The sequence below is a fragment of the Sulfuriferula nivalis genome (assembly GCF_009937995.1).
Lineage (GTDB): Bacteria > Pseudomonadota > Gammaproteobacteria > Burkholderiales > Sulfuriferulaceae > Sulfuriferula > Sulfuriferula nivalis.
Window position 1 is genome coordinate 58,146 of record NZ_AP021881.1, and the last position, 12,566, is coordinate 70,711.

The window sequence follows — 12,566 nt, forward strand, 5'->3', positions numbered from 1 at the left end:
TAACTAAAACAGACTTTTGAATATGGATTTAACCGAACATATCGCCGAACATTTTAACGCCAGTGCGCAATTAAAGTCAGAGTGCGCATTTAGCCTTGCCCCACAAATCGCCGCAGCCATAGAGTTATTGAGTCAGTCACTATTGAGTGACGGCAAAATTCTGGCCTGTGGCAATGGCGGCTCTGCAGCTGATGCACAACACTTTTCTTCCGAATTGATTAATCGTTTTGAAATGGAACGTCCAGGTCTGGCGGCGATTGCGCTGACCACGGATAGTTCAGCGTTGACATCTATCGCCAATGATTACGATTTCAGTGTTATTTTTTCCAAGCAGGTGACTGCGCTAGGGCATGCGGGTGATGTGCTGCTGGCTATATCCACCAGTGGTAATTCACGCAATGTGGTTGAAGCCATTGCCGCAGCGCAACAGCGTGACATGCATGTTGTGGCGTTGACGGGTAACTCTGGTGGACTGATGAGTGAATTACTTACTGAAGATGATGTCCTAATTTGTGTGCCGTCGACCAGTACGGCACGGATACAGGAAGTACATTTGCTGGTGATACATTGTTTATGCGATGGCATAGATAAAATAATTTTAGGAGTCGAATAATGCGTAAAGCGATATTAGTAAGTGTGTTGGGTTTGTCACTGTTGCAATTACAGGGTTGCGTACCGCTGGTAGCAACAGGTGCAGGTGCTGGTGTGATGATGGCGACGGACAGACGGAGTTCAGGTATTTATATTGAAGATCAGGAAATTGAATTGCGTGCTGCAAACCGTACACGTGAAGCTTATCCGGCTGATAACGTTCACGTTAATTTCACCAGTTACAATCAACTGGTATTGATTACGGGTGAAGTGCCCGATGAAGCCACCAAGCAGAAAATCAATACCATCGTGCTGGGTGTTGGCAACGTGAAATCCACCTATAACGAATTGCGTATCTCTACACCTACGCTGTTAAGCGCACGGAGTAATGATGCCTATATCACGACCATGGTTAAAACGCGATTCTTTGATGACAAACGTTTCCCTGCTACAGCGGTGAAAATAGTCACTGAAAATGGCGTAGTCTATTTAATGGGTATGGTTACGCAACAAGAAGGTGCTGATGCTGCGCAAATAGCCAGTACCACTTCAGGTGTAGCTAAAGTGGTCAAGTTGTTTGAATACATAGTTAAGGTGCCGAATGCCTGAACATGCAACGCCTGATTTTGAATCTAAAATAGTAACGCCAGCAAACCTGACTGAACATCTGGTGCAACTGCAGGTGCCATTGGTATTTACCAATGGCTGCTTTGATATATTACATCGCGGTCACGTGACTTATCTTGCGCAAGCACGTGCACTGGGTGGAAGTCTGGTCGTGGGTGTGAACAGCGATGCCTCTGTGCGTCGTCAGGGCAAAGGAGATGACCGGCCTATTAATTCGTTAGCCAACCGTATGGCCGTATTGGCGGCGCTGGCGTCAGTGGATTTAGTGATCGCTTTTGATGAAGATACGCCGCTTAATCTGATACGTGCTGTTCGTCCGGATTTGCTGGTCAAAGGTGGCGACTGGGCGGTAGCGGATATGGTGGGTAGTGAAGATGTGCTGAGCTGGGGTGGCAGTGTTTTTTCCATCCCATTTTTGTACGAGACCTCTACTACCGCGATGCTCAAGCAAATAAGGAAATAAATGAAATACCACGACTTGCGCGACTTCATCGCCCAGCTGGAAAAAATCGGCGAACTCAAACGCATTAAAACGCCTGTCGATCCGGTGCTGGAAATGACGGAGATTTGTGATCGCGTGCTAAAAGCGGGCGGCCCGGCAATATTGTTTGAAAATCCCATAGGTCACAACATGCCCGTGCTCGCCAATTTGTTCGGCACGCCGCATCGGGTAGCGCTGGGCATGGGCGAGGATAATGTCAGCGCATTGCGTGAGGTAGGTAAGTTATTGGCATTTCTGAAAGAGCCTGAACCTCCCAAAGGCTTAAAGGATGCATGGGATAAATTCCCGCTGTTCAAGCAAGTGCTGAATATGGCACCGAAAGTCGTCAGCCGCGCACCGTGTCAGGATATCGTCTGGGAAGGCAAGGATGTTGATTTATCTCGTCTGCCGATACAAACCTGCTGGCCAGGTGATGCAGGACCGTTAATTACCTGGGGTTTAGTCGTCACGCGCGGGCCGCACAAATCGCGGCAGAATCTGGGCATCTATCGTCAACAAGTGATTGCACCTAACAAAGTCATCATGCGCTGGTTGGCACATCGCGGCGGCGCACTGGATTTTCGTGAATTTCAGCAGTTGAATCCAGGCAAGCCTTATCCTGTTGCGGTTGCTCTCGGCGCCGATCCGGCTACCATACTTGGTGCGGTCACGCCGGTACCGGATTCGCTGTCAGAATATCAATTTGCAGGGCTGTTGCGTGGCGCAAAAACTGAAATCGTTAAATGTCTGGGTAGCGATTTGCATGTTCCTGCCAGTGCCGAGATAGTGCTTGAGGGCTTCATCTATCCCGACGATATGGCTGTCGAAGGTCCATTCGGCGACCATACCGGCTATTACAACGAAACCGACAGTTTCCCTGTTTTCACCATTGAGCGCATCACCATGCGCCGTGACCCGATTTATCACAGTACCTACACGGGCAAACCGCCTGATGAGCCCGCGGTGCTGGGCGTGGCGTTGAATGAAGTGTTTGTGCCGTTGCTGCAAAAGCAATTTACCGAAATTGTCGATTTTTATTTGCCGCCCGAAGGCTGTTCATATCGAATGGCCATCGTCAGTATCAAAAAATCCTATCCGGGTCATGCCAAGCGCGTGATGTTCGGTATCTGGAGTTTCCTGCGCCAGTTTATGTACACCAAGTTCATTATCGTCGTTGATGATGACGTCAACATCCGTGACTGGCAGGAAGTGATCTGGGCGATCACCACGCGCATGGATCCCGTGCGCGACACGCTGCTGGTGGAAAACACCCCGATAGACTATCTCGACTTCGCCAGTCCGGTGTCAGGACTGGGTGGCAAAATGGGTATGGACGCGACCAACAAATGGCCAGGTGAAACCAACCGTGAATGGGGCACGCCTATCGTCATGAGCGATGAGGTAAAACAGCGCGTGGACGCGATGTGGGATGAGCTGGGGCTGTGAGTTTAAATGCCGTCATCAACTATCCCCTCCCCCTGCATCCGTAATTGTTGTCTGAATGAGGAGGATGTATGCCTGGGATGTTTTCGGCATATTGACGAAATCGTAAACTGGGGAGCGGCGGGGGATGATGAGCGGCGACAGGTTTTGTTGAACACTGTACAGCGGCGTAATGCGTATCAGCTAAAGTACCCTGATTCGGCCTGGATGTACGCTAGGGTTATAAACCCAGATATTGAGTAAGCAGTTTAAACGGCCATACCTTTTCCCAAAGAAAATGCTCTATCGGAAAGCCCAGGGTCAAACCTAGCCAGAAACCGCCAGATAACAGCGCGGATTTGGATTTGTGATAGCACTTCACCATCAAACCATTTTCATCTACATGCGTATGCGACATTGCTTAACCTTATTGTGTTTATGCCAAATGAAGAGTGTCTCATAATTTTAGACTATGCATGTCAGAAGTTGTTGTCACCAAAAGGTCAAAAAAACTTCATGGAATTCCACTATTCAAGACTTGCAGTTCTCGTTTATGCTCAGTGCTTTTTGAGGTGAGCTCTGTGGAAGAATCTCCATTCAAAGGCAAGACAGGTCCCAAGCGCGTAATCAATGCATTTTTCTATTCTGTCGATGGCCTGAAAGCTGCTCTGCAACATGAAGATGCATTCCGTCAAGAAATGTTACTGGCGTTAGTCCTCATCCCATTGGCGTTATATCTGGAGCCATCAGCGATCGGGCGTGTGCTGATGATAGCGGCGGTCTTGCTGGTGCTTATCGTCGAGTTGCTCAATTCTGCGGTTGAGGCTGCGGTAGACAGAATCTCGTTTGAGCATCATCACCTGATCAAGCGTGCCAAGGACATGGGTAGTGCTGCGGTATTAGTATCGCTGTTGAATGTTGTGGTTACTTGGGGATTAATCTTGCTGGGCTAAGTTATGCATCATGTTATATTTACATGATGCATACTCTACAACAATTACAAAACGGCGAATTAGCGGGGATTAAGCGACTGGATTTATCGTGCGGCTTGCGTGAATTTCCCGCTGAAATTTTCAACCTTGCGGACAGTCTGGAAATTCTTAATCTGTCTGGCAATGCATTGTCTACGCTACCCGATGACCTGCCGCGTTTGCACAAGTTACGGGTAATATTTTGCTCGGATAATCTGTTTACTCATGTGCCCGAAGTATTGGGTAAATGTACGCAGTTGCAAATGATAGGTTTCAAGGCCAACCAGATTCAGCACTTGCCAGCCGCTGCCCTGCCCCCGGCTTTGCGCTGGCTGATACTCACCGATAATCAATTGCGCGAGCTTCCTGACGCGCTGGGGAATTGCACACATCTGGAAAAACTCATGCTCGCGGGCAACCAGTTATCGGCGCTGCCTGATAGTCTGGCGGGGCTGCAGCAACTCGCATTATTACGTATTTCGGCAAATCAATTTACTGAATTGCCGGACTGGCTATTTCAGCTTCCTCGTCTTGCATGGCTGGCCTATGCTGGAAATCCAGTAAGTAGGCGCTCACACTTTCCGTCATGTGATACGGTTGCATGGGATGACTTGCAACTGGGTGAGCTGTTAGGTGAAGGCGCATCAGGGAAAATCTATCAGGCACAATGGCGTGATAATCAGCCCGTGGCGGTGAAGTTATATAAAGGCAGCGTGACCAGCGATGGCTTGCCGAGTTGCGAGCTGGCCGCGTGCGTGACTGTGGGGGCGCATCCGCAATTGATGCCGTCGCTGGGCATTATCGCCGACCATCCAGAAGCCACAGCGGGTTTAATCATGCCCATGATTGCCACCCACTACATCAATCTTGCCGCACCACCCAGCCTGGAAAGCTGCACGCGAGATGTTTATGCACCCGATATACAGTTCAGTCTGACCAGCGCTTTGCTGATGGCATCCCGTTTGGCCAGCGCAGTGCAGCATTTGCATGAATGTGGACTGACGCATGGCGACTTGTATGCGCATAACGTGCTGTGGGATGGCGTGGATGATGTGTTGCTGGGAGATTTTGGCGCAGCCACGTTGAGTGACGATGTAAGGGCGCAACGACTGGAAGTATTGGCATTTGCGCATTTGTTTGCAGAATTGCTGGAACGCACGGTGGATACCGATAAGTGTGTGCTCGCAGCCGCATGGCAACTACAGCAGCAGTGCGCGCAAACCGACATGACTCAGCGCCCATTGTTTGCGGCGATTGCAGCGCAGCTGACGGAACTATGTCAGTTATGCGCCAGTCACACTGGACATAATTAAGGAGCCACCATGTTAATCCGCCGCGCCAATGATATTGCCTCATCAGAAATTACGCCCGAAGCGATTTATCGGCAACGTCGCCAGTTTATGCAAGCGAGTGCGTTGTTTGCTACCGGCGCACTGCTACCTGGTATTAGTGAAGCGAATGTGCGACTGGCAGCGGCGGCGAATGCGCGTTACAGCACCACCGAAACTCCTACACCCTACAAAAGTGTAACGACGTACAACAACTACTACGAATTTGGCACAGATAAATCAGACCCCGCTGAAAACGCGCAGAATTTCAGAACTCATCCGTGGACAGTCAGCATAGAAGGTGAAGTCAAACACCCCAAAGTGTGGGATATCGACGCGCTGATCAAGGCGTTCCCGCTGGAAGACCGTACTTACCGGTTACGCTGCGTCGAGGGCTGGTCTATGGTGATCCCGTGGGTAGGATTTCCGTTGGCGAGCCTGATTAAGCAAGTTGAGCCGACAGGCAATGCCAAATATGTAGAATTCACCACGCTGCACGACCCTGCGCAAATGGCAGGGCAGCGTATCGGTGTACTGGATTGGCCATACACCGAAGGCTTGCGTCTGGATGAGGCCATGCACCCGCTGACGCTGATGGCGGTGGGTTTATATGGACAAACATTGCCTAATCAGAATGGCGCGCCGATACGTCTGGTGGTGCCGTGGAAATATGGTTTTAAAAGCGCAAAAGCTATCGTCCGCATCCGCTTTACCGACAAGCAGCCGCAAACCGCGTGGGGTCGTGCTGCGCCGAGTGAATATGGCTTCTATTCCAATGTGAATCCCGCTGTCGATCACCCACGCTGGAGTCAGGCCAAGGAGCGCCGCATTGGTGAATTCTTCAAGCGTGATACGTTGGCATTCAACGGCTACGGCGATCAAGTTGCGCAAATGTATCGTGGTATGGATTTGCGCAAATATTATTGATGAATGTCACCCGCCTGAAAATCGCCACTTTTCTGCTGGCGTTATATCCGTTAATTCGTTTATTAGTCTTTGCCGCAACTGATAATCTGGGCGCAAATCCCATAGAGTTCATTACCCGCTCAACGGGAACATGGACGCTGGTGGGCTTGATGTTAACACTCACTATCACGCCATTGCGTAAGATGACGGGCTGGAACAGCCTGTTGCGGGTAAGGCGCATGCTGGGGCTATTCAGTTTCTTTTACGCTAGTCTGCATTTCATTACCTATATCTGGCTGGATCAGTTTTTTGATCTGGGTGCGATTATTCATGATGTATACAAACGCCCATTCATCACCGTAGGATTCAGTGCGTTCATCTTGCTCATCCCGCTGGCACTGACTTCCAGCAATGCCATGATACGGCGCCTGGGTGCAAAACGCTGGCAGCAACTGCATAAGCTGGTTTACCTCATCGCCATCCTCGGCGTGCTGCATTACGTGTGGTTGGTGAAAAAAGACCTTACCCAGCCGTTGATCTACGCAGGCGTATTGACGTTGTTGCTGGGCTGGCGGCTATGGCATGCGAGGGAGACCAAATGAATACCGCAATAGTCTGGCTGCGTCGTGATTTACGTTTGTATGATCATGCGGCTTTGTACCATGCCACCAGGCAAGCAACACGGGTGGTCGTCGTGTTCATTTTTGATACCGATATTCTCGCTGATTTACCCCGCACAGATCGTCGAGTGGAATTCATCTGGGTGAGCTTGGTTGCGCTCAAATCCGAGCTGGAAGCGCACGGCAGCAGCCTGATAGTACGCCATGGACGCGCAGTCGAGCTGATTCCGCAATTAGCGGCTGAATTTCAGGCCGATGCCGTGTTCTGCAACCGCGATTACGAGCCGCAGGCGATAGCGCGTGATGCGCAGGTGGGTAACCAGTTACAGCAAGATGGCCGTGCACTGCACAGCTACAAAGATCAGGTGATATTTGAATGTGATGAGGTGCTGACTCAGGCTGGCAAACCCTTTGGCGTATTCACTCCCTATAAAAATGCATGGCTCAAACGCCTCACACCATTCTACCTGCAAGCGTATCCCGTACGCACCGAAACATATGCAAGCATGCCCGCACAACCCATGCCCAGTCTGGCTGAACTCGGCTTTGTCCGAACCAATTTAACCCAACTGCCTGTTAAACACGGCAGTGAAGGCGCGGCGCAAACCTGGCAGGATTTCCAGACACGGATAGACAGTTACCAGGATGCACGTAATTTCCCCGCGATCAAAGGTCCATCGTATTTATCCGTGCATATCCGCTTCGGCACGCTGTCCATACGGCAATTGGCGAATTACGCCTATCATCACGGCGGAGCTGGTGCCGAGACCTGGCTGTCCGAGCTGATCTGGCGGGAATTCTATCAACAAGTGCTATGGCATCACCCGCAACTCGCCGCTGGTCAGACCTATAAAGCCGATTTTAATGACATAGACTGGCCCAATCCAGACGGCCATTTTGCCGCATGGTGCGAGGCGCGCACAGGCTATCCGCTGGTTGACGCGGCGATGCGGCAGCTGAACAAGACCGGCTACATGCACAACCGCCTACGCATGGTGGCCGCCGCATTTCTGGTGAAAGACCTGCACGTCGATTGGCGTTTGGGTGAAGCGTATTTTGCCCAGCACCTGATAGATTTCGACCTTGCGGCAAACAACGGCGGCTGGCAATGGAGCGCATCCACAGGCTGCGATGCCCAGCCCTGGTTTCGTATCTTCAATCCCATCACCCAATCAGAGAAATTTGACCCAGAAGGTAAGTTTATTAAACGCTATCTGCCTGAACTGGCAGCCCTCCCCGCCAAATACATCCACGCTCCCTGGCTGCTCACGTCGGCACAGCAGCAAATGTACCATGTGCGCATTGGTGTCGATTATCCCCCGCCGATAGTCGATCATTCCGTAGCACGTGGAGTGACGCTGGTGTTGTTTAAGTCGGTAACGGGTGGTTAATTATTTGGATTTATTGCGCATAGCCATTTCCTAATGGGTTTTTTTGATGGGTATGAAAGTTAGGGTTGTGCTAGGAACGGTCAGTCATAGGCATGACCTTGAAGGTCTGTTGCTCGGCCAATCCGGACGGTCATAATCTCATCATTAAAGATCCGTATTACGCTCAACAGCAGCCACCAGATTGATGAATTTCCCCTGTTCCATTCCAGTCAGGCGAGCGTCATTGATTTACCGTATTATATCTTGTACGGACAGGGAAATTGATTGAGTTAATATAAATCAACAACTTACCAATAAACAACAAGCATCATTATTAACAATATTACTGACCGTTGGGTCCGTCTAATTACCGTTAGGGGAAAAACGCATGAAAGAATCTATCACGCCTCTTCGTTACACAAAGCGGTGGTTTGCGTACTTCGATCTGCTTGGGTTTTCTAATTTTGTAAGACACCATGAAATAGAGCACGTGCTACCTATATATGAGGAAGTGCTCAATATAATAAGCCAGAAGGCGGAACCCAAAAGAAGTCAAGGTATCTCGTATAGTTGGTTCTCGGATACCTTTATTATTTTTTCTCGTGGATCATCAGAAAGCGAGTTTGCATTAGTAGAACAAGCATCAAGATTATTTTTTCAAAAACTAATAATGCGTGAAATACCTGTTAGGGGTTCCCTCACTGTAGGAAAATTCTATACTCAACAAAAGAAAAATATTTTTCTTGGTGAAGCATTAATCGACGCCTATGAATACGGAGAAAAACAGAATTGGCTAGGCTTCATTTTGACGCCTAGTGTTTATCATCACCTGAAAGAAAGTACGCTTCATTTAGAAAGAAGAGCGCATTACCGGCCCGTTACAATCCCTAGCGTAATTAGCCATCATAATCCAGATAATGTATATGCGTTCGCTTTCAATAATGTTAGGTTGAATGGTGAAAATCTATATTTAAATGCGATTTCAGCCATGAGAGCTAGAGCCGGTATTAAATATGAAGAAAAGTACAAAAATACAGAACAGTTTATCCGGCTTCATGATGTGTAATGCCGTCTGGTTTGGCCGAATTCATGACTATCGCCGTTATTGATGCAACCGTCCGAATCTCGGCCATTGCGATCATTTCACATTGATATGTACAATGACTGCTGAGTGCCACAAACGTTCATCTGGTCATTTCGCCCACAGCAGGCATTCGGTCCGTTGCATCATTACATATGCGGACAGGCACCTCGACGAAACTACCGTGATGAATCGATCAGTTACGGCACATCAGCATGTTTCTGCGAATTTCAATAATACGGGCGGATCGGTCTGGTAAATAACTGTTGGGCGCTGGGGGAGCGATATGACTTCTATGAGCACGCTATCCATCGTAGGTCTTCAATAATGGCTAACCTTGACGGGGAATAGGTATGTTTAGTTTTATCAAGAAACTTTTTTCGGGCAACGTTAAACGGCTAGCGAACTACGGCGACGGGTTGGCCCAAGTCGCACAAATCACGTTGTACATGATCCTAATGGAACAGCTTTCAAACCAGAACTCCAACAAGGACAAGGACGCGATTCGCTCGGTCGCCTCGTCTTGGTCAAATTACCTGTTTGGAAGGCCGCCATCAGACCAACATAAGAACCTAGACCTTGATGCAGAACACGCCAAGGCTATTCGGTGGCTAGACAATGAGGGGGCGCCCTACCAAAAACTAGTAATTCAAGGTTTGCGAATAATAGCAACCGCCAACTATGCGAGAAGTGGAACGGCAAAGTCGATCGGTATTGAAATTCTGGAACGGTATGGAAAGAACTTTCCGGACTCGCCTGACTTGGATAGCTATGGGGCATCGCTAGTACTTATCATAGTAGGAGACCTTGACGAGGAAAGCCGTAATAACGTGTATCACTACATCTGGACGGGGCCATATGCCCCTTATTTCAAGACATCCAAAGCATTGGGGTGGAATTAGCAATGACTTTGCAGAACACCACTAAAGCAACCATAGACGGATTGGATCTTGAACCGCTGTCTCCCTGTTTTCGAAGTAACGGCAAAATCAGATAAGGCAATGCGATGAAATATAAATTCGCCACAAAGTCATTGGCCAGCGTTAGAGAGGCGCGAACAAATAGCACCATTAATTTGGTGGCTCTTTACCAACAACACACTTACAAAACCGTGCTTGAAGGCCTGCCGGATGCAAGAATGAATAAAGAAATACTAAATGAACTAGAAACCATCCCTAAGCAGAAACATCAGGGACAGGTCTAGATATGTAGTGCATTTATGCATATTTTCTCAAGCAGGCCTCAGGTTTCTTAGCTTCTTGGGGCTGGAAAATAGGCATGTATGGGTTACGAATCAAGATTTTGTATTTCCCGCCCGAGTTTTCTTGTATCCCCGCGGAGAAAAACGCCATCAATCACCGCAATAATGGCGGCGAATAATTTGCATCTGCGGAGAATGTGGAACATAATCTCCGCATGAATAGCGGTGATTACACATATATATGGCAAGCCAGTGATTGGCCGAACTGGCATTATGATCTGGCTGCGCTGGCTGGATCTATGGCTGAGGCCAGTCGCGCCCAGGGTTTGTTGATGGGGCGTTTGGCTGATGTGGGCATGGCATTGCGCGATCAGGCTAGCCTTGCTGCGCTAACTGAAGACGTGGTCAAGACCAGCGAGATTGAGGGTGAGATAGTTAGTGTCGATTCCGTGCGCTCTTCCATCGCTCGGCGTCTGGGTGTGGACATCGGTGCCTTGGTTCCGGCGGATCGTCACGTTGAAGGTGTGGTTGAGATGGTGATGGATGCTACTGTTAACTGTATGGCACTAGTCACCCAGGAGCGCCTGTTCGGCTGGCACGCGGCACTTTTTCCTACTGGCTACTCGGGTCTTGCTCAGATCAACGTGGGTGCCTGGCGTGACGATGGTAGTGGTCCTATGCAAGTGGTGTCTGGACCTATCGGGCGGCAGCGAGTGCATTTCGAAGCGCCGCCTGCTGAAAACTTGAATATCGAAACAGAACGATTTGTGGACTGGATCAATGGCTCATCTAATGAATCCCCGCTGATCAAGGCTGGCCTGGCTCACCTGTGGTTCGTGACTTTGCATCCATTCGACGATGGTAATGGACGTATCGCCCGCGCCATTGGTGACCTGTTGCTGGCTCGCGCTGATGGCAGTCCGCAGCGCTTTTACAGTTTGTCGGCGCAAATTCAGCGGCAGCGCAAAGTCTATTACGAAATTCTGGAGCGGACTCAGAAGGGGGCTATGGATGTTACTGAGTGGCTGGCCTGGTTTCTCGACACTTTGCATCAGGCTGTCAATCAAGCACAACTTACACTGGATGCTGTGCTAATAAAAACTCGCTTCTGGCAGCATTGGGCGACAACGCCGCTGAATGAGCGGCAAGTGAAGTTGCTCAATCGGCTGCTTGATGGTTTTGACGGTAAACTCACCAGCAGCAAGTGGGCGGCAATCGCCAAGTGCTCACCAGATACTGCCCTGCGCGATATTAATGATTTACTGGTGCGCGGCATTTTGTTAAAAACGGATGCAGGTGGGCGCAGTACCAGCTACGAGTTGAATAATCCAGGTCGAACAGAGCTGAGTTGACTCGTGGATGGAGCTAGATGTTAAATAAGTGATGACGCATCGTGAGTAAGATGAATGGTGTAAGCGCTATCGAAAAGGAAAGATCTAATCATGCAATCAGCTCAAGTTAATTTCGATATTCAAGCCATCCAGTCTTCCTGGGCGGTGTTCGATGCTATCGCGCACCTGCGTCCTATTCATGACGAGGTAGATTACGATCAGATGATAGCCCTCATGAATTCGCTGCTGGATGAGGTTGGCGACGATGAGGATCATGAGCTTGCTGGTTTGCTGGAATTACTTGGCGATATCGTATCCAAGTATGAACAGGAACACTATCCCATAGAAGCCGCGGCACCAAACGATGCGTTGCGATTTTTAATGGAAGCTCGGGGTCTGAACCAAGATGACCTGAGCGCTATCGTGCCGCAGAGCAATCTTTCTGCAATCCTGGCTGGAAAGCGAAAAATCAGTGCGACATTGGCAGGAAAGCTGGGTAAGTTCTTCGGCACCAGCCCAGCGCTTTTTGTGCCAAGGTAACTCTTCCTGTAACATTTATGAACGGTCAGTTAAGATTTTAGTTCATGTATTCTCAATGTTCACGTTACATGTACATCTTAAATGTATGAACAGATGC

General features: G+C 49.3%; 16 protein-coding genes. 15 read left to right on the plus strand and 1 reads right to left on the minus strand.

The features are described 5' to 3' along the window. The first annotated feature begins 22 nt into the window (after positions 1–22). Genes SFSGTM_RS00265 through SFSGTM_RS00285 form a run of 5 tightly spaced genes read left to right on the plus strand, consistent with a single transcriptional unit; the run spans position 23 to position 3,385 of the window. A complete protein-coding gene (locus tag SFSGTM_RS00265; RefSeq protein ID WP_162083409.1) occupies positions 23–613 on the plus strand; it encodes a phosphoheptose isomerase in 591 nt (196 codons plus the stop codon). Next, positions 613–1,200 carry a BON domain-containing protein gene (locus SFSGTM_RS00270; RefSeq protein ID WP_174237377.1) on the plus strand — a complete coding sequence of 196 codons (588 nt, stop codon included), beginning with the start codon at positions 613–615 and terminating at the stop codon, positions 1,198–1,200. Before SFSGTM_RS00265 ends, SFSGTM_RS00270 begins: the two co-directional genes overlap by 1 nt. After that, positions 1,193–1,681, plus strand: coding sequence for a D-glycero-beta-D-manno-heptose 1-phosphate adenylyltransferase (rfaE2, locus tag SFSGTM_RS00275; RefSeq protein ID WP_162083410.1), 489 nt, complete (start codon positions 1,193–1,195; stop codon positions 1,679–1,681). The genes SFSGTM_RS00270 and rfaE2 overlap by 8 nt, the downstream gene beginning before the upstream one ends. After that, the gene (gene ubiD / locus SFSGTM_RS00280) at positions 1,682–3,145 is read left to right on the plus strand and encodes a 4-hydroxy-3-polyprenylbenzoate decarboxylase (protein WP_162083411.1); all 1,464 of its coding nucleotides are present in this window, start codon (positions 1,682–1,684) and stop codon (positions 3,143–3,145) included. 6 nt (positions 3,146–3,151) lie between these two features. Further along, positions 3,152–3,385 (plus strand): DUF1289 domain-containing protein, encoded by a 234-nt coding sequence (locus SFSGTM_RS00285; RefSeq protein WP_162083412.1) that lies wholly within the window; start codon positions 3,152–3,154, stop codon positions 3,383–3,385. Here SFSGTM_RS00285 and SFSGTM_RS00290 read toward each other — a convergent pair. After that, a complete protein-coding gene (locus SFSGTM_RS00290; RefSeq protein ID WP_162083413.1) occupies positions 3,363–3,539 on the minus strand; it encodes a hypothetical protein in 177 nt (58 codons plus the stop codon). The genes SFSGTM_RS00285 and SFSGTM_RS00290 overlap by 23 nt on opposite strands. Positions 3,540–3,693: 154 nt before the next feature. Between SFSGTM_RS00290 and SFSGTM_RS00295 the strand changes: the two genes are divergently transcribed. The 10 genes from SFSGTM_RS00295 (at position 3,694) to SFSGTM_RS00340 (ending at position 12,469) form a co-directional block, all read left to right on the plus strand. Beyond that, a complete protein-coding gene (locus tag SFSGTM_RS00295) occupies positions 3,694–4,074 on the plus strand; it encodes a diacylglycerol kinase (RefSeq protein WP_232526007.1) in 381 nt (126 codons plus the stop codon). A gap of 23 nt (positions 4,075–4,097) precedes the next feature. Then, positions 4,098–5,405 (plus strand): leucine-rich repeat-containing protein kinase family protein, encoded by a 1,308-nt coding sequence (locus tag SFSGTM_RS00300; protein ID WP_232526008.1) that lies wholly within the window; start codon positions 4,098–4,100, stop codon positions 5,403–5,405. Between the two features lie 9 nt (positions 5,406–5,414). Further along, positions 5,415–6,347 (plus strand): protein-methionine-sulfoxide reductase catalytic subunit MsrP, encoded by a 933-nt coding sequence (msrP, locus tag SFSGTM_RS00305; protein WP_162083415.1) that lies wholly within the window; start codon positions 5,415–5,417, stop codon positions 6,345–6,347. Further along, entirely contained in the window at positions 6,347–6,928 is a 582-nt protein-coding gene (msrQ, locus tag SFSGTM_RS00310) for a protein-methionine-sulfoxide reductase heme-binding subunit MsrQ (protein ID WP_162086130.1), read from the plus strand. Before msrP ends, msrQ begins: the two co-directional genes overlap by 1 nt. Further along, complete coding sequence (locus tag SFSGTM_RS00315) at positions 6,925–8,337, plus strand: cryptochrome/photolyase family protein (RefSeq protein WP_162083416.1); 1,413 nt, start codon at positions 6,925–6,927, stop codon at positions 8,335–8,337. The genes msrQ and SFSGTM_RS00315 overlap by 4 nt, the downstream gene beginning before the upstream one ends. Before the next feature lie 367 nt (positions 8,338–8,704). Continuing rightward, on the plus strand, positions 8,705–9,382 hold the full coding sequence (locus SFSGTM_RS00320; RefSeq protein ID WP_162083417.1) for a hypothetical protein: 678 nt from the start codon (positions 8,705–8,707) through the stop codon (positions 9,380–9,382). A gap of 368 nt (positions 9,383–9,750) precedes the next feature. After that, positions 9,751–10,299, plus strand: coding sequence for a hypothetical protein (locus SFSGTM_RS00325; RefSeq protein WP_162083418.1), 549 nt, complete (start codon positions 9,751–9,753; stop codon positions 10,297–10,299). 104 nt (positions 10,300–10,403) lie between these two features. Further along, positions 10,404–10,601, plus strand: coding sequence for a hypothetical protein (locus SFSGTM_RS00330; RefSeq protein WP_162083419.1), 198 nt, complete (start codon positions 10,404–10,406; stop codon positions 10,599–10,601). Positions 10,602–10,795: 194 nt separating this feature from the next. After that, positions 10,796–11,950, plus strand: a complete 1,155-nt coding sequence (locus SFSGTM_RS00335) for a Fic family protein (RefSeq protein WP_232526009.1) — start codon at positions 10,796–10,798, stop codon at positions 11,948–11,950. A 90-nt stretch (positions 11,951–12,040) separates the two neighbouring features. Continuing rightward, positions 12,041–12,469: a helix-turn-helix domain-containing protein gene (locus SFSGTM_RS00340; protein ID WP_162083420.1), complete on the plus strand. Its 429-nt coding sequence runs from the start codon at positions 12,041–12,043 to the stop codon at positions 12,467–12,469. Positions 12,470–12,566 lie beyond the last annotated feature (97 nt).

What these genes read in the sequence shown, in the direction of transcription:
- SFSGTM_RS00265 (WP_162083409.1), top strand. Translation starts at nt 23, where the DNA reads ATGGATTTAACCGAACATATCGCCGAACATTTTAACGCCAGTGCGCAA.
- SFSGTM_RS00270 (WP_174237377.1), top strand. Translation starts at nt 613, where the DNA reads ATGCGTAAAGCGATATTAGTAAGTGTGTTGGGTTTGTCACTGTTGCAA.
- rfaE2 (WP_162083410.1), top strand. Translation starts at nt 1,193, where the DNA reads ATGCCTGAACATGCAACGCCTGATTTTGAATCTAAAATAGTAACGCCA.
- ubiD (WP_162083411.1), top strand. Translation starts at nt 1,682, where the DNA reads ATGAAATACCACGACTTGCGCGACTTCATCGCCCAGCTGGAAAAAATC.
- SFSGTM_RS00285 (WP_162083412.1), top strand. Translation starts at nt 3,152, where the DNA reads ATGCCGTCATCAACTATCCCCTCCCCCTGCATCCGTAATTGTTGTCTG.
- SFSGTM_RS00290 (WP_162083413.1), bottom strand. Translation starts at nt 3,539, where the DNA reads ATGTCGCATACGCATGTAGATGAAAATGGTTTGATGGTGAAGTGCTAT.
- SFSGTM_RS00300 (WP_232526008.1), top strand. Translation starts at nt 4,098, where the DNA reads ATGATGCATACTCTACAACAATTACAAAACGGCGAATTAGCGGGGATT.
- msrP (WP_162083415.1), top strand. Translation starts at nt 5,415, where the DNA reads ATGTTAATCCGCCGCGCCAATGATATTGCCTCATCAGAAATTACGCCC.
- msrQ (WP_162086130.1), top strand. Translation starts at nt 6,347, where the DNA reads ATGAATGTCACCCGCCTGAAAATCGCCACTTTTCTGCTGGCGTTATAT.
- SFSGTM_RS00315 (WP_162083416.1), top strand. Translation starts at nt 6,925, where the DNA reads ATGAATACCGCAATAGTCTGGCTGCGTCGTGATTTACGTTTGTATGAT.
- SFSGTM_RS00320 (WP_162083417.1), top strand. Translation starts at nt 8,705, where the DNA reads ATGAAAGAATCTATCACGCCTCTTCGTTACACAAAGCGGTGGTTTGCG.
- SFSGTM_RS00325 (WP_162083418.1), top strand. Translation starts at nt 9,751, where the DNA reads ATGTTTAGTTTTATCAAGAAACTTTTTTCGGGCAACGTTAAACGGCTA.
- SFSGTM_RS00330 (WP_162083419.1), top strand. Translation starts at nt 10,404, where the DNA reads ATGAAATATAAATTCGCCACAAAGTCATTGGCCAGCGTTAGAGAGGCG.
- SFSGTM_RS00340 (WP_162083420.1), top strand. Translation starts at nt 12,041, where the DNA reads ATGCAATCAGCTCAAGTTAATTTCGATATTCAAGCCATCCAGTCTTCC.